Consider the following 15,180-nt stretch of genomic DNA (forward strand, 5'->3'; position numbering starts at 1 on the left):
CCGAACGATGAGGTAGTGAAGCTCGTAGAGGGCGACCGCGCGCTGGTCATCGGCGTCGGCCGCAGCGGCATGGCGACCGCGGCCGTGCTGCGCGACCGCGGCCTTCACGTCGCCGCCTACGACGACAAACCGCTCGAGCAACTCGCCGCGCAGCGCGACGATCTCGCCAAGCTCGGCGTCGAGCTCGCGGGCAAAGACGCGCTCGCCGCGGCAGCCGACGGCGCGACCGTCGCGATCCTTTCCCCTGGCGTACCGCTTAACAACCCGGCCGTTCTAGAAGTCCAACGCGCGGGCGTGCCCGTCATTTCGGAGATCGAGGCGGCGTACCGCATCGCCCAGGCGCCGATCATCGCGATCACCGGCAGCAAAGGGAAGTCGACCACGACCGCTTTGACCGCGCACTTGCTGCGCGCTGCCGGCGTGTCCGCCCGCACCGGCGGCAACATCGGCAACCCGCTGATCCGCGAAGCCGCGCTCGCCCAGGCCGGCGAGTGGCTCGTCGCCGAGGTCTCGAGCTTCCAACTCGAAGGCATCAGCACGTTCCACCCGCGCGTCAGCGTGCTGCTCAACATCTCGCCCGATCATCTGGATCGCTATCCTTCGATGGATGAGTATCGCGAAGCCAAATTCAGGCTCTTCGCGAACCAGATCGAGACCGATTGGTTCGTCGGCAACGCGGACGATGCCGCGGTGCGCGAACTGCGCGACGGACCGGTCAGGCGCCTGCGCTGCGGCGACGCGTGGTTCTCGGGCCTCGGAGCAGATGCCGCCGACGTGGTGGTCAAAGGCGGCTGGATCGTGCGCCGCGGCCGCTCGAACGAGGCGGCCAAGTACGTGCCGGTCATCGCCGCATCGGAACTGAAGATCAAGGGCGCCCATAACGTCGCCAACGCGATGGCCGCGTATCTCGCCGCGTCGCTGGCGCTCTTGCGCGGCACCCAGATCGGCACGTCCGACGACGCATTCGTGGCCGCGCTGCGCAGCTTCGAAACGCTCCCCCACCGCCTGCAGACGGTCGGCGTTTCGGGCGGCGTGCGCTGGGTCGACGACAGCAAGGCGAGCAACCCGGACGCCGTCGTCAAGGCGCTGGCCGCGTTCGACGAACCGCTGATACTCATCGCGGGCGGCCGCAGCAAGCGGACGGACTTCAGCGCGCTGGCCAAAGCCGCCTCAGCGCGAGCCAAGCTCGTCGTGCTGATCGGCGAAAGCGCGCGCGAGATCGGCGCGCTCATGGAAAAAGGGCCGATCGTCTATGCCGCCTCGATGGACGCCGCCGTGGCGGCCGCGGCGGAAGTCGCGACGCGCGGCGACGTCGTCCTGCTCTCACCAGGTTGCGCTTCGTTCGACATGTTCGACAGCGCTGAGCAGCGCGGCGATGTCTTCGCAGCGGCGGTGCGCTCGCGCAGCGGCGCGACGGCGAACGCATCGTGACTTCAGCGCGGCGCGCGCCCGACGCGACCCTGCTCATCGTCGCCGCGCTGCTCACCGCGATCGGCGCGATCATGGTGTTCTCCGCCTCGTCGGTCGTGGGGATCACGCGCTACCACGACGCGGCGCATTTCTTCAAGCGCGAGCTGGTCTGGGTCGCGCTCGGCGGCCTGGCCTGCTGGATCGGTATGAAACTCGATTACGGCGTCTTGCGCCGCGCCGCTCCATGGCTGTTGGGAGTTGCCGTCGTCCTGCTCGTCGGCGTGCTGTTCCCGCATTTCGGCGCGATGGAGGGCGGCGCGCGGCGCTGGTACGAGTTCGGCCCGCTCTCGTTCGAGCCGTCAGAGTTCGCGAAGCTGGCGCTCATCGTCTTCTTGGCCAAGCTGCTCGCGGACCGCGAGGACAGCGCACGCGACTTCAGCACGATCGGCTTTCCGGCACTGTTCTGGGTGGGCGTATGCTTCATGCTCGTATTGCGCCAACCGGACCTCGGCACGGCGACGCTCTTCTTGATGATAGCGTTCTTCATGCTGTTCGCCGCCGGAGCGCGCTTGAGCCACCTCGCCATCGGCATCGCCGTCGCCGTGCCGGCGCTGCTCGCATTCGTCTACGCGAGCCCGTACCGGCGCGCGCGCTTCACCGCATTCCTTGATCCCAACGCCGATCCCCAAGGCACCGGGTATCACATCTTGCAGTCGCTGTATGGCTTGGGCTCAGGCGGCATCTTCGGCGTCGGTTTGGGCGCGAGCCGGCAGAAGTTCGGCTACTTGCCGGAACAGTACACGGACTTCATCTACTCCGTGCTCGGCGAAGAGCTCGGCTTCATCGGCGCGGCGACCGTGCTCGTGCTGTTCTTGTTGTTCGCCTACCGCGGGTTGCGCATCGCCATGAAAGCCGAAGACCGCTTCGGCTTCTTCCTCGCGGTCGGCATCACGGCGTCCATCGCGCTCCAAGCGTTCATCAACATCGGCGTCGTGACGTCGACGTGGCCGGTCACCGGCGTGCCGCTGCCGTTCATCAGCTACGGCGGCACGTCGCTGGTCATGAGCTTGTTCGGTGTGGGCCTCTTGGCCAGCATCTCGCGCGGTCGGTCGCGAGCGGCGCAAGCCGCCGAAGAACGCATGAGGGAACCACGCAGTGCGCATCCTGCTCACCGGCGGCGGCACGGGGGGTCACCTCTACCCCGCGCTGTCACTAGCGCAAGCGCTCTCCGGCGCGCCCGCTGACCCAGGGGTCTGCGCTCCGGACGACGGCGAACCGCGCCTCGCGTTCCCGAATGACGCGCACGCACTGCTTTTCGTCGGCACCCGCGGCGGCATGGAGACGCAGATCGTCGCGCGCGCGAACGTCGCGGCCGCATACGTGCGCAGCCGTCCGCTCTCGCGCACGTCATTCGCCGCGGCCGCAGGCGGCGTCGCCGCCAACGTGATCGGCACCGGCGAAGCGCTGCCGATCGTGCGCAAGTTCAATCCGCAGGTCATCATCGCCACGGGCGGCTACGCGAGCGTGCCGGTGGTGATGGCCGCTGCGACGCTGCGGGCGTCGGGCGGCCTGCGCGGCGCCAAGATCGTGCTGCTCGAGCCCAACGTCGAGCCTGGACGCGCCAATCGCTTCATGGCCGCTGCGGCGGACGAGGTGTGGGGCGCGTTCGAGGAGACCGCCGCGTTTTTCGGCCGAAAATTCGTGGCGACAGGCATCCCCGTGCGGCCGGAGATCTACGCGCGCCCGACGCAGGTCGAAGCGCGGCGCAGTCTCGGCCTGGATCCGAAGCTGGCGACAGCCATCATCTTCGGCGGCAGCCAGGGTGCGCGCAGCATCAACGTCGCTACCAGCGGCATGGTCGCGCGCCGGCGTCTGCCACCGGGCCTCCAAGTGCTGCACATCGCCGGCGAGCGCGATCACGAATGGATGGCGGCCGAACGCAAAGTCGAGAGCAACGCCAACCGTTACCAGCTCGTCCCCTATCTCGACAAGATGGAGCTTGCCTACGCGGCGGCGGACATCGCCGTGTGCCGCGCGGGCGCTTCGACATTGGCCGAGCTTGCAGTGGTCGGGCTGCCGTCCATCTTGATCCCGTACCCGCACGCGGCGGACGACCACCAGCGCAAGAACGCCGCGGTGTTCGAACGGCACAACGCCGCGCTGGTGATCGAAGACAAAAAGCTCGACGCCGACGCGCTCTACTGGGCGCTGCTGCAAGTGCTGACGCCCGAGAAGCTGAGCGCCATGCGGTTCGGCGCGGCATCGCTGGCTCACCCGCGCGCGCTGCAGACGATGGTCGAGCGCATCATCAAGGGCCAGATCGGCAAGACGCCGGCTCCCGCCTGAGAAAGGTCACGCCGTGACGCACGGACTGTTCAATCTATTCGTCGCCATGGTGCTGACACTGCCCGTCGCCGCCGCGGTGGCGCCCGCCGACGTGGCCACCTATCTCCAGATCAAAGGGCAGACCGGGCCTTCGCTCTCTCCCGACGGTTCGCTTGTGGCGTTCAGCTTCGCCGGATCAGGCGTGTCGCAGGTATGGATGGCGCCGATCGCCGGCGGCGAGCCCACAGAGGTCACGAGCGGACCGGAGCGGGCGGACTTCAAAGCCTGGTCGCCCGTCGATCCGAATCTCATCATCTTCGGACGCGATCGCGGCGGCGACGAGAACTGGAATCTGATCGCGACCGATCCAAGCGGCGCACGGCTAGAATCGCTCACGGCTGACGCGGGCATCCAGCACAACTTCGGCGGCTTCTCGTTCGACGGCAAGAGGGTCGCCTTCGCATCGAATGAACGCGACCGCGAATTCTTCGACGTCTACACGCTGGCGCTCGCGCACGGCGCACAGCCCAGCCGGGTGCTGCAGCAAGACAGCGATAACCGGCCGGTCGCATGGTCGCACGATGGCAACAGCTTGCTGGTCAGCATTCGCAGGGACAACTTCGACAACGACCTGCTGCTCATCGACCTGCGGCGCGACGCGTATCTCGCGCGGCTGCTCACCGCGCACAGCGGCAACGCGGATTTCGAAAGCTGTCACTTCTCGAGCGACGACACCAAGCTCTACTGCGTCAGCGACTACGGCGGACGCGAGTACCGCGGGCGCGCGGTGATCGACATCGCCGGCGGTAAGCACATCAGCTTTCTCGACGATGGGCCGTACGATGTCGACTCGCTGACCATCTCGCGCGACGGCACGAAGATGGCATACGTGCGCAACCGCGATGGATACGGCGAGCTAATCATCGCGGATGTGGCGACCGGCAAGACGCTCGCGACGCCGGCGCTCCCGCCGGGCGTCGCGGCCGCGCCGACGTTCTCTGCTAAGGGCGACGAGCTGGCGTTCGAGTTCTCGGGCCCGGCCAACCCGGGCGCCATCTGGGTCTACAGTTTTCTGAACAAGCGCGCGCGCCAGGTGACCGCGCCGAAACTGGCGGGCATCGCGCCGAGCACGTTCGTGCAGCCGAGCCTCGTCTCGTTTCCATCCTTTGACGGGCGATCGATCCCTGCGTGGTACTACAAGCCGAAGAACGCGAGCGGCCCCCTGCCGGTGATCGTCGACGTCCACGGTGGACCCGAGGCGCAGGCGCGCCCCGTCTTCAATCCCATCACGCAGTACTTCATCGCGCGCGGTTATGCGGTATTGGTCCCCAACGTGCGCGGCAGCAGCGGTTACGGCAATACGTATCTGCATCTCGCGGACGTGCGCAAACGGCAAGACTCGGTGAAAGATCTGCACGCGGCGCACGACTGGCTCATCGCCCACGGCGGCGCGGATCCCAAACGCATCGCGCTCTATGGCGGCTCCTACGGCGGCTACATGGTGCTCGCCGGATTGACCGAGTTCCCGGACGATTGGGCCGCCGGCGTCGACATCGTGGGCATCTCCGATTTTGTCACATTCTTGGAGCACACGAGTTCGTACCGCCGCGCCAACCGCGAGGGCGTCTATGGCTCGCTCGCGCAGGACCGCGACTTCCTCGAGTCGATCTCACCGCTCAATCACATCGACAGCGTCGTGGCGCCGCTCATCATCTTCATGGGCGCGAACGATCCGCGCGTGCCGGCGGCCGAAGGGCAACAGATGGCCGACGCGCTCAGGGCCAAAGGCGTGCCGGTCGAGCTGACGGTCTTCCCAGACGAGGGCCACGGCATCGCGCGCGATGCCAACCGCATCGTCGCCTACACCCAGATCGCCGTCTTTCTCGACCGCTACATCGGCCCGGGCCAGCCTTAGTGGATCGCGACGCCGCCCGTGCCGTTCACGCCGAAGCCGGTAAGGGTCAGGAGCATCGGTACCGGCATATTGCCGCTAAACGTGGCGGCAGCGTTTGAGAAGAGGTACAGTTGTGGGCTCTGGATGTTGGTGGCGTAGAGGTTCCCGTTTGAATCGAACGCAAGCGCGCCCGCATTCGTGATCAGCGTATTCGAACCGGTTTGCTCGACGCTGATCGGGCCGCCGCCCGCAGTGGGCGCGGTGAAGCGGTCGATATTGCCATTGGTGTTCAAGGTGTAGAGATTGCCGGCAGCATCGAAGACCAACGCGCCCGGTTGGCTCGAGCCGGTGAGCGGTGCGGCGGTCGGCAGCTGGCCTGTCGAAAACGGCGGATTGAATATCTCGATGGCGCCCAAACCGAGGATCCCCTTGGACACATAGAGGTTTCCCGCGCTATCGAACGCGAGGCCGGACGGCGCCGTGACGCTGCTGATGACGACCGCCGGCGCCGGTGTCACCGAACCGCTGAACGGCGGTGTGAACTTCAACACCAGGTTGGTCCCACCATCAGCGACCCAGAGATTCCCAGAGCTGTCGAAGGCGAGCGCGACCGGATTCTTGGCACCCGGGATATTGATCGTGGCAAACGGCGTGCTGGCGTTTGAAAGCGGCAGGCTGTAGCCGTTCACGGCAGCCGTCGAAAAATCGTTGACCGCCCATAGGTTGCCCGAACCGTCGAACGCCAGCGCGGTCACGGCATGCAGCCCAGCCGGAGCGACGATGGTCGGGACAGAGCTGACGGTGGCCGGAAGGCCCACAATCGCGATCTGAGACCCCGAGTTCGCAAAATTGCTGACGTAGACGTTGTGAGCCGCCGCAGGCGGCGGCGGGTTGACGGAGGCGGCCGAGCAGCCGGCCGATGCGAGTGCGGCCAGTCCGGCCAACAGACATAGGCGCTTCACAGGTCACTCCTCATGTGGTCGGCAGCGGCAGATCGATAAGGTTGCACGCCGCCGTTCCCTGCCGGGTATACGAGTCCTGGTGTCGCGTGCGCCGCGTTAAGAATGTCGAGTTGCGCCTGCTCACACAGGGGCCGAATGTCGGGACACCTAAATCAACAGTCCGGATGATATCGTACCGTCACGTCCACTTCGTCGGCATCGGCGGCGTCGGCATGAGCGCGATCGCGCGAGTGCTGCTCGCCATGGGCCTGACGGTCTCCGGTTCGGATCTCAAGACGACCGGCACGCTGGAGAAGCTGCGCGCGCTCGGCGCCCGCGTTTATCTCGGACACGGCTCGGGCAATATCAAAGGCGCCGACGCCGTCGTGATCTCTTCAGCGATCCCCCAGGACAACCCCGAAGTCATCGCCGCGCAGCGCGCGCGTGTGCCGGTGCTGCAGCGCGCGGAGATGCTGGCGCAGATCATGGCGGACAAGCGCGCCGTCGCGGTCTCGGGCACGCACGGCAAGACGACCACGACGTCGATGATCTCGCTCGTGCTCGACGCCGGCGGTTTCGAATCCACGGTGCTCATCGGCGGCGAGGTCAACGATCTTGGCGCCAACGCGCGCTTGGGCAGCGGCGACGTCGTCGTCGCCGAGGCTGACGAGAGCGACGCGTCGTTCTTGCGCCTCACGCCGACGTGCGCCGTCGTGACGAACATCGAGAACGACCATCTCGGCTACTACCGCGACCTCGGACACCTCATCGACACGTTCTCGCTCTTCATCAACCGCGTGCCGGCGTCGGGCAGCATCGTCGCTTCAGCCGACTGCCCCGCAGTCACCGAATTGATCCGGCGCTTCTACGAATCGCCCAAGCTGCTCGGCGACCCGAAGGTGATCACGGCCGGCTTTGACGCCGCCGCCGCGGTGCGCGCGGACGATGTGCGCCTGGCGGACTTCGGCTCGGCCTTCACGGTGCACCAGCGCGGCGAACCGCTGGGAGAAGTGCGCTTGCGCGTGCCCGGCCGCATCAACGTCCACAACGCGCTGTGCGCGATCGCGGTCGGCCTGGAGTTCGGCGTGCCGTTCGAGCTCATCGCGCAGGCGCTGGCCCGCTTCCGCGGCGTCGCACGCCGCTTCCAGATCCTCTACGATGACGAAGCCCTCAAGATCGTCGACGATTATGCGCACCATCCGACCGCGGTCCAAGAGACGATCGCCGCCGCGCGCGCGTATTGGGCCGGCCACATCGTCGTCGCGTTCCAGCCGCATCGCTACAGCCGCACGGCATATCTGTTCCGCGATTTCGCGCATGCTCTGCTCGGCGCGGACGAGATCATCGTGACGGACATCTACGCCGCGGGCGAAGTGCCGCTGCCGGGCGTACGCGCCGAGTCGATCGTCGAATGCGTGCGCGATCTCGACGCGGCCAAAAAGGTCACGTACCTGCCCAAGACGGCCGACGTCCTCGCCTATCTGCAGCGCACGCTCGGGCGCGGTGATCTTGCGCTGACGCTCGGCGCCGGCGACATCGGCGGCGTCGCCCACGAGCTCGCCGCCACGCTCTCGGTGGCCGACGTCGGGATCGGTTCGCGTTAGGTGTTCACGCCGGAACAGCGCGCCTCGCTCACGAGCATGCTCGGCAAGCACATCGAATTCGACGCCCCGCTCGCTCCCAAGACCTCGATGAAAGTCGGCGGTTCGGCCGCCGCGTACGCCGAGATCGGCGGCGTCGTCAACCTCGCCGCCGTGTTGAGCCTGTGCGAGCAGCAGTCGATCCCGTGGACCATCATCGGCTTCGGCAGCAACCTGCTCGTGCCCGACGAGGGCTACCCCGGCCTCGTCGTACGGCTCATCGGCGACTTCACCAAAGTGAGCATCAGCGGCACGCGCGTGCGCGCCGGCGGCGCGACGCCGATCGTGTCGCTGTGCCGCGAGGCCGCGCTGGCCGGGCTGAGCGGCGCTGAGGGCCTGGTCGGCATTCCCGGCACCGTCGGCGGCGCGGTGCGCATGAACGCCGGCACCGACGTCGAGATCGGCGACGTCATCAAGCGCGTCGAAGTGCTCATCGCGGGCGAACCGCTGCAGACGTTCACCACGCCGGAGTTCTCGTATCGGCGTTCGTCGCTGGACCGGCGCGCGGTCGTCACCGCGGCCGAGCTCGAGCTGCAGCCCGGCGACCCCGCGGCGGTGCAGGCCGAGCTCAAGCGGCGCATCGCCAAGCGCAATTCCACGCAGCCGCTCGAGCTGCCGAACGCCGGCAGCATTTTCCGCAACCCGCCAGGCGACTACGCCGCCCGGCTCATCGAGACGACCGGGTGCAAGGGCTGGCATTGGGGCGGCGCAGAGGTGTCGGACAAGCACGCGAACTTCATCGTCAACCGCGGCGGCGCGACGTATGCAGACGTGCTGGCGCTGATCGAGCGCGTGCGCGAGGCGGTCAAGGCCAAGCACGGGGTGGAACTGGAACTGGAAGTACATCTTCTCGGAGGGTAGACGCACGACGACGATGACGCGGCCCAAGATCGCGGTCGTGATGGGCGGTGACTCGGCGGAACGCGAGATCAGCCGGCAGACCGGTGCCGGCGTCGTGGCGGCGTTGGATGAGCTGATGTATCCCACCGTGCAGCTGGATTTCGACGAGCGCCTCGCCGACGCACTGCGGGAGGCTCGCCCCGACGCCGTGTTCAATGCGCTGCACGGCGGCACCGGCGAAGACGGCACACTCCAGGCGATCCTCGACTGGCTGCGCATCCCATATCAGGGATCCGGCGTGCGTGCTAGCGCGATCGCGATGGACAAGTGGATCACCAAGGCGCTCGCCCGCACGCTCGACATCCCGGTGCCTCGAGGGGTTCGGTTGGACGTCGCGGCCGGCGAGGCCGACCGCATTCCTGACATGCCGGGCCTGCCCTGCGTCGTCAAGCCGGCGGCGCAAGGTTCTGCAGTGGGCGTCAGTATCGTGCATTTCGCGGAGCAGTGGGCGGACGCCGTCTGCGAGGCGAGCAGCTTCGGCACGGCGATCCTCGTCGAAGAGTACATCGAGGGCCGCGAATTCACCGTCGCGGTCCTGGACGAGCGCGCACTGCCGGTCGTCGAGATCACGCCGCACGACGACTTCTACACCTATCACGCCAAGTACACGGCCGGCGCGAGCACGCACGTCGTGCCCGCGACCATCGCCGAGCATCTGGCGCAGCGCATGCAGGAGCACGCCCTTCGCCTGCATCGCGCGCTGGGCTGTCGCGACTACTCGCGCGTCGACGTCTTGATGTCGGTCACCAATTCGATGTATGTGTTGGAGTGCAACACGCTGCCGGGATTGACGCCCCTCAGCCTCTTCCCCGAGGCCGCTGCCGCAGCCGGAATCGGGTACGCGGCGCTCATCGAGCGGCTCGTCCAGGCCGCGCTGTCGCGCGGCGGGGTGCGCGCATCGTGACGTCGCGCCGAGCGCTGCCGCGGCTGCGGGTCGTGCTGTTCGATCTTGATGGGACTTTGATAGACAGCACCGAGCTTATCGTCGCCTCGTTCGACCACACCTATCGCAAGCTTGGGCGGGTGATGTCGCACGACCAGATCAAGGCGGATCTGGGCATGCCGCTGCGCGATACGCTGCGCCGCTATTTCGACGGCGACGACCTCGAGCGCGCTATGAAAACCTACATCGCGCACAACCTCGAGCGGCACGACGCAAGCGTGCGGCAGATGGCCGGGGTCGCCCGTTTGGTCCACCGGCTCAAGAACGCGGGACTACGGCTCGGCGTGGTGACGTCTAAATTGAGGGACACGGCGCTGCGGGGCCTGACCCTATGTCACCTTGACCGGCCGTTCGAAGTAGTAGTCGCCAAGGAAGATACCTTGCGGCACAAGCCTGAGAGCGAACCGCTCATCTACGCGCTGGCGGCGTTCGACGCCGAAGGCGCGGAATGCGCATACGTGGGCGACACGCCGCTCGATATCGAGGCCGCGCGCGGCGCGGGTGTGCGTGCCGTGGCCGCGCTGTGGCGCCCGGTCCCGGCAGAAACGTTCGCGCAGTGGGAACCGGACGCGTACGCGCGCACCCCCGAAGAAGCGGCCGATATACTAGAAAGCTGGCACCGCGATGACGCGCGCGGCGCCGCCGTCGACGAAGCGATGTAGAGATGGGACTGCTCAATTTCCTAGCCTGGCTGGTCAGCGGCAATGCAAGCGAGACCGTACGTGCATGGACGAGCGATAGCATAGACGTCCCGCCCGATGCGTTCGGCGCTGCCACCGACGCGGCGACCCCATCGGCGCCGTCCACCCCCATGTGGCAGCAGGCCAAAGCGCAGATCGCCTCGCTGTCCACGATCGATCCGGATTTCTCAGAAGTCGCGTTTCTCGAGCAGGCGACCAAGACGTACCTTGCAGCACTGCAAGCCGAGAACGACATGAATCCCTCGGAGCTCGGCGATCGCGCGACGGCACATTTCACGGATCAGCTCGCGCAGTGCGTGACGCAGTGGCAAAGCGCCGGAATCGTGCGCCACGTGAGCGGCGTGAAATTGGATTCCCCGATGACGTTCAAGGTGTCGGTCGATGGGCTGCAACAGCTTATCACGGTCAGGTTCACCGGCCAGGCGACCCGTTACAGCCAGGACGAAGCGAACCGCGTCGTCACCGACGGATCCACCCAGCCTGCCTTGTTCACCGAGTTCGCGGTGTTCGTGCGCCCGGCGGGGACGACGACTCCGAAAGCCGTCGGCGCCGGCGCGCCATCGCACTGTCCGTCCTGCGGCGCGCCCGTTGACCCAGGCGTCGCGGTGTGCCCGTACTGCAACACGCCGCTGACCGGTACGGGATCGTACTGGCAGATCGACCGGCTTAGCGCGTCTCCCTACACCTAAGCCAAGGCGCACACGAAGGCGCACCGGTCTCCCGGTGCGCCTTACCATGTCCAAACCGGCTGCGTCTTATGACTACATCGGTGCGCTGTCGGGACCGGGATCGCCACCCTCGGCGACGGTCTTGAGCCGGCCCAGGTAGTAGCCCCAGCCCTTGCCATGGTCCTGCGCCCACTCGGCATCGACAAAGCCCGTGTGCGTGAGGCGGACGAGCGTGCCCGTGCCGTCTTTTGTCAGCTCGATCTTGACGACCGTGCGCGCGCCGATCGGCTTGTTCTCCCAATCCCACGTGTACGCCACCGAGCGCGGCGGATCGAACTCGACGATCTCACCCACGGCGGACCACTCACCCTTTGCGAACTTGTACTTGCCGCCGAGGCGCGCTTCGAAAAAGTGGATGGGCTGCCAGCGCTTCATCTGCTTCGGGTCGCTCACCAATTCGAACACTGCTTCTTGCGGAGCTTCGACGCGAACCGTCTGATCCACCACGAATTGCTGCGTGTCGTTCTTGATCATTGCTTTCTCCTGCGGGTGCGGTGGTCGCTTTCGGCGACCGCTTTGAGGTTGCCAAGGGCCGCGCTCCAGAAGTAGTCCAAATACGCGCGCAGTCCGGCCAACCCATCGGCGTCGAGCCGATAGAGCCGTTGCGTGCCATTGCGCCTGTCCGTCACGAGCCCAGCCTTCTTGAGGATCTTGAGGTGTTGCGAGACCGCCGGCCGGCTCACCGGCAAGCGTTTCGCGAGCTCCCCGACGGGGCGCGCGCCAGACCTCAGCATATCGAGGATCGCGCGCCGCGTCGCGTCGCCGAGTGCATCGAGGATTCGTTCGTAAGTTTGCACTAACGGTAAGATACCACTAACGCAGCGCTCCGTCAAGCCTGTTCCGCAGAGGCGGTCGCGGGGTCCGGTGCCATCAGGCTAAGCCGCTTGAGCAACGGTTCCAGCGCGATGCCCTGCACGATGATGGTGAACAGCACGACCGAGAACACCATCGGGACGAGGAGGGCGCGATCCGGGAAGCCCGCCGGCAAGCTCAGCACCAAGGCCATCGAAAGCGCGCCGCGCATGCCGGACAGCGTGATCGCGTGGAGCCAGGACTGCGGCAGCGGCCGCCCGAGCAGCGCGGACACCGGCGCGAGGCCGTAGACGATCACCGGCCGCCCGATGAGGACCGCTGCGATCGCCCAGATCGCATACGGCCATGCGGCGACGAGCGCGCCGAGGTCGATCGACGTTCCGATGAGCAAGAAGAGCAGCGTCTCGGCCATGAATGCGACCACCGACCAGAAGTTCGTCACGATCTCGCGCTCTGCGACCGGCAGCGCCCCCAGGCCTCGCGCGCCCGCCAACACGAGCGCCGCTGAAATCACGGCGAAAATGCCCGAGACGTGCAGATCGTCAGCCACGAAATACGAGCCGTACGCCGCGGCCACGCTGATGACCGCCACGTGCAGTGGATCTTCCCGGATCCAGCGGATCGCGAACAGGGCGAGACCGCCGAAACCGAGCCCGACGAGCAAGCCGCCCGCCGTCACGAGGACGAACTGGCCGAGCGCGACGCCGAAATCGATCGACGATCCCGTGCCCGCTGTGGCAGCCAGCAACGCGCTGAACATGACGACCGATGTGCCGTCGTTGAACATGCTTTCGCCCTCCACGATGGAGGCCAGCCCTTGGTTGACGCGCAGCGTCTTGAATATAGCGATGACCGCGACCGGATCCGTGGCCGCGACCATCGCGCCGAAGAGCACTGCGTCGCGCGTCGAAAATCCGGCGCCGAAATGGAGCATGACGTACGAGATCGCGATGCCGAGCAGCACGCCGATGGTCGCCAGCAACGTGATGGGAATCCAATTCTCCCGAAGGTCCGGCACGCTGATGCCAAGCCCGGCGGCGAACAGCAGCGGCGGAAGAAACACGAACAGCACAAGCTCGGGCGTGAGCGACAGCATCTGGTGCGCCGGCAGCAGCACGCCCACCAGGCCGGCGATCACAAGACCGACCGTGTAGGGTATGCGCAGGCGCCGCGTCACGATCGTGATGTTGACGACGATGCCGAGCAGCAGTGCGAGCTGCAAGCCGTGTCCGGCGATCACGTATAGCGGCGCTCCAGATGCGCCGGCAGTCGCGCCAGGATCTCGTAGTTGATCGTGTTCGCCGCTTTGGCGAGCGCCTCGATCTCGAACTCGACGCGGTCGCCGGGCTGAGGCCGCGGTCTCACGTCACTGACGTCGATCATGCACGCGTTCATGGCGACGCGACCGGCGATCGGCGCGCGGGCATCGCCGATGCGCACGCGCATGCGCCCGCCTCCGGCGGCGCGCGGCAGGCCGTCGGCGTAGCCGACCGGCAGCACCGCGATGTGCGAGTCGCGCGCGGCGACGAACGTCCGGCTATATCCGACGCTCTCGCCCGCGGGCACCTCGCGCACTTGCGCGATCGGCGCGAACCAGCGCAGCGCCGGACGCAGCGTGAAGCTTGGATCGAGCCCAGCCATCACCGCTTCCACCTCAGCCGACGGCCACGCCCCGTACACGGCGATACCGCAGCGCACCATGTCGAGCCGGCTTTGCGGCCACATCATCGCCGCCGCGGAGGCCGCGATGTGCAGCAGCGGTGCTGGAGCGGTCGAACCTGTTCGACCGTCCGACGGTCGAATAAATTCGACCGTTACATCGGAGAGTCTCTTCACCTGCTGTGTGGCGAACGCGGTGTCGATGTCTTCAGCGCTCGCAAGGTGCGAGTAGATGCCTACGACGTCCACGCCGAGCTGCGCGCAGCGTGCGAGCACATCCGCCGCGCGATCGTAAGGAACGCCGAAGCGGCTGGTGCCGGTGTCGACCTTCAGGTGTGCCGCGACCCGCGCCCGGGCGAACGGCTCCATCATGCGCTCGTCGAGCAGCGCGAGCTCGAGCCGCTGCTGCGCCGCTCGTGCAAGGTCGGCGTCCGCCACCGGACCGACCACGAGGATCGGCAGCTCGATGCCTGCCGCGCGCAGCGCGAACGCCTCGCCGGCCGCGAACACCGCCAGCCGGAGGCCCGCGATACCTGACCCCGCGAGCGCCGCCGCCACCGGCACTAACCCGTGCCCGTAGGCGTTGGATTTGACCACCGCGCAGAGGATGGCCGGGGCGGCCTTGGCGGCAAGCGCGCGGGCGTTCGCGACAAGGGTCGCAAGGTCGATTTCGACCCAGGAAGCGGCCTCAGGCACGGGCGCCGCCGTAGGGGCAGGAACCACTTGTCAAAGCCTGAACCTCCCGCTATACTGGGGTTAGCACTCAAGTGCTAAGACTGCTAATTCAACAGAACAGCCCCGTCCGGGGCGTATCCTAGAGGTCCAGAGTTTCACGCCGGCGTGCACACGCCCCGCTTGGGGTTCGCGCCGGCATCCATCCGGACCCAGCCCACGTCTGCAGGAGGTCATCCCGTGCCCGCTACTGCGTCGAAACTCGAACTTAAACCGCTTGGCGACCGCGTCGTCATCGAAGCCGTCGAACAGGCGCAAGCGTCTGCCGGCGGCGTGATCCTGCCTGACACCGTCAAGGAAAAGCCGCAAGAAGGCATCGTGATGTTCGTCGGACCGGGGCGCCGCACCGATAAGGGCGACGTCATCCCGATGGACCTGAAGATCAACGATCGCGTGATCTATTCGAAGTATTCGGGCTCAGAGATCAAGCTCGACGGTAAAGACTACCTCATCGTCAGTGAGAAAGACGTTCTCGCTGTTGTGAAGCGCTAAGG

15 protein-coding genes are annotated in these 15,180 nt (G+C 66.7%); 10 read left to right on the top strand and 5 right to left on the bottom strand.

Going from position 1 to position 15,180, the window contains the following annotated elements:
- The first annotated feature begins 15 nt into the window (after positions 1 to 15).
- Genes murD through VKF82_00720 form a run of 4 tightly spaced genes read left to right on the top strand, consistent with a single transcriptional unit; the run spans position 16 to position 5,650 of the window.
- Positions 16 to 1,431 (top strand): UDP-N-acetylmuramoyl-L-alanine--D-glutamate ligase, encoded by a 1,416-nt coding sequence (gene murD, locus VKF82_00705; protein HME80573.1) that lies wholly within the window; start codon positions 16 to 18, stop codon positions 1,429 to 1,431.
- Entirely contained in the window at positions 1,428 to 2,654 is a 1,227-nt protein-coding gene (gene ftsW / locus VKF82_00710; GenBank protein ID HME80574.1) for a putative lipid II flippase FtsW, read from the top strand. Before murD ends, ftsW begins: the two co-directional genes overlap by 4 nt.
- Positions 2,566 to 3,756: a UDP-N-acetylglucosamine--N-acetylmuramyl-(pentapeptide) pyrophosphoryl-undecaprenol N-acetylglucosamine transferase gene (locus tag VKF82_00715; protein ID HME80575.1), complete on the top strand. Its 1,191-nt coding sequence runs from the start codon at positions 2,566 to 2,568 to the stop codon at positions 3,754 to 3,756. Before ftsW ends, VKF82_00715 begins: the two co-directional genes overlap by 89 nt.
- 13 nt (positions 3,757 to 3,769) lie before the next feature.
- Entirely contained in the window at positions 3,770 to 5,650 is a 1,881-nt protein-coding gene (locus VKF82_00720; GenBank protein ID HME80576.1) for a S9 family peptidase, read from the top strand.
- Here the strand turns inward: VKF82_00720 and VKF82_00725 are convergent.
- On the bottom strand, positions 5,647 to 6,591 hold the full coding sequence (locus VKF82_00725; protein ID HME80577.1) for a hypothetical protein: 945 nt from the start codon (positions 6,589 to 6,591) through the stop codon (positions 5,647 to 5,649). The two genes, VKF82_00720 and VKF82_00725, sit on opposite strands and share 4 nt — an antisense overlap.
- Positions 6,592 to 6,755: 164 nt before the next feature.
- On the opposite strand from VKF82_00725, the gene murC reads away from it, so the two are divergent.
- From murC to VKF82_00750, 5 genes are read left to right on the top strand one after another with little or no spacing between them, the layout of a single operon-like run.
- Entirely contained in the window at positions 6,756 to 8,174 is a 1,419-nt protein-coding gene (gene murC / locus VKF82_00730; GenBank protein ID HME80578.1) for a UDP-N-acetylmuramate--L-alanine ligase, read from the top strand.
- Positions 8,175 to 9,071, top strand: coding sequence for a UDP-N-acetylmuramate dehydrogenase (murB, locus tag VKF82_00735; GenBank protein ID HME80579.1), 897 nt, complete (start codon positions 8,175 to 8,177; stop codon positions 9,069 to 9,071).
- 13 nt (positions 9,072 to 9,084) lie between these two features.
- The gene (locus VKF82_00740; GenBank protein HME80580.1) at positions 9,085 to 10,014 is read left to right on the top strand and encodes a D-alanine--D-alanine ligase; all 930 of its coding nucleotides are present in this window, start codon (positions 9,085 to 9,087) and stop codon (positions 10,012 to 10,014) included.
- Complete coding sequence (locus VKF82_00745; GenBank protein HME80581.1) at positions 10,011 to 10,715, top strand: HAD-IA family hydrolase; 705 nt, start codon at positions 10,011 to 10,013, stop codon at positions 10,713 to 10,715. The genes VKF82_00740 and VKF82_00745 overlap by 4 nt, the downstream gene beginning before the upstream one ends.
- Positions 10,716 to 10,717: 2 nt before the next feature.
- On the top strand, positions 10,718 to 11,443 hold the full coding sequence (locus VKF82_00750; protein ID HME80582.1) for a zinc-ribbon domain-containing transport protein: 726 nt from the start codon (positions 10,718 to 10,720) through the stop codon (positions 11,441 to 11,443).
- 72 nt (positions 11,444 to 11,515) lie between these two features.
- Here the strand turns inward: VKF82_00750 and VKF82_00755 are convergent, their stop codons facing one another.
- The 4 genes from VKF82_00755 to alr are packed head-to-tail and all read right to left on the bottom strand — an operon-like array spanning position 11,516 to position 14,650.
- Positions 11,516 to 11,956 (bottom strand): SRPBCC domain-containing protein, encoded by a 441-nt coding sequence (locus VKF82_00755; protein ID HME80583.1) that lies wholly within the window; start codon positions 11,954 to 11,956, stop codon positions 11,516 to 11,518.
- On the bottom strand, positions 11,953 to 12,279 hold the full coding sequence (locus VKF82_00760) for a metalloregulator ArsR/SmtB family transcription factor (GenBank protein HME80584.1): 327 nt from the start codon (positions 12,277 to 12,279) through the stop codon (positions 11,953 to 11,955). Before VKF82_00760 ends, VKF82_00755 begins: the two co-directional genes overlap by 4 nt.
- Before the next feature lie 32 nt (positions 12,280 to 12,311).
- Positions 12,312 to 13,535, bottom strand: coding sequence for a sodium:proton antiporter (locus VKF82_00765; GenBank protein ID HME80585.1), 1,224 nt, complete (start codon positions 13,533 to 13,535; stop codon positions 12,312 to 12,314).
- Positions 13,532 to 14,650, bottom strand: coding sequence for an alanine racemase (gene alr, locus VKF82_00770; protein ID HME80586.1), 1,119 nt, complete (start codon positions 14,648 to 14,650; stop codon positions 13,532 to 13,534). The genes VKF82_00765 and alr overlap by 4 nt, the downstream gene beginning before the upstream one ends.
- 216 nt (positions 14,651 to 14,866) lie before the next feature.
- Between alr and groES the strand changes: the two genes are divergently transcribed.
- The gene (gene groES / locus VKF82_00775; GenBank protein ID HME80587.1) at positions 14,867 to 15,178 is read left to right on the top strand and encodes a co-chaperone GroES; all 312 of its coding nucleotides are present in this window, start codon (positions 14,867 to 14,869) and stop codon (positions 15,176 to 15,178) included.
- Positions 15,179 to 15,180: the final 2 nt, after the last annotated feature.

It is taken from the genome of Candidatus Eremiobacteraceae bacterium, from assembly GCA_035314825.1.
Lineage (GTDB): Bacteria > Vulcanimicrobiota > Vulcanimicrobiia > Eremiobacterales > Eremiobacteraceae > JAFAHD01.

Coding starts and splice junctions, on each gene's coding strand:
- VKF82_00740 (HME80580.1), top strand. CDS start 9,085: ATGACGCGGCCCAAGATCGCGGTCGTGATGGGCGGTGACTCGGCGGAA.
- murC (HME80578.1), top strand. CDS start 6,756: ATGATATCGTACCGTCACGTCCACTTCGTCGGCATCGGCGGCGTCGGC.
- VKF82_00750 (HME80582.1), top strand. CDS start 10,718: ATGGGACTGCTCAATTTCCTAGCCTGGCTGGTCAGCGGCAATGCAAGC.
- VKF82_00755 (HME80583.1), bottom strand. CDS start 11,956: ATGATCAAGAACGACACGCAGCAATTCGTGGTGGATCAGACGGTTCGC.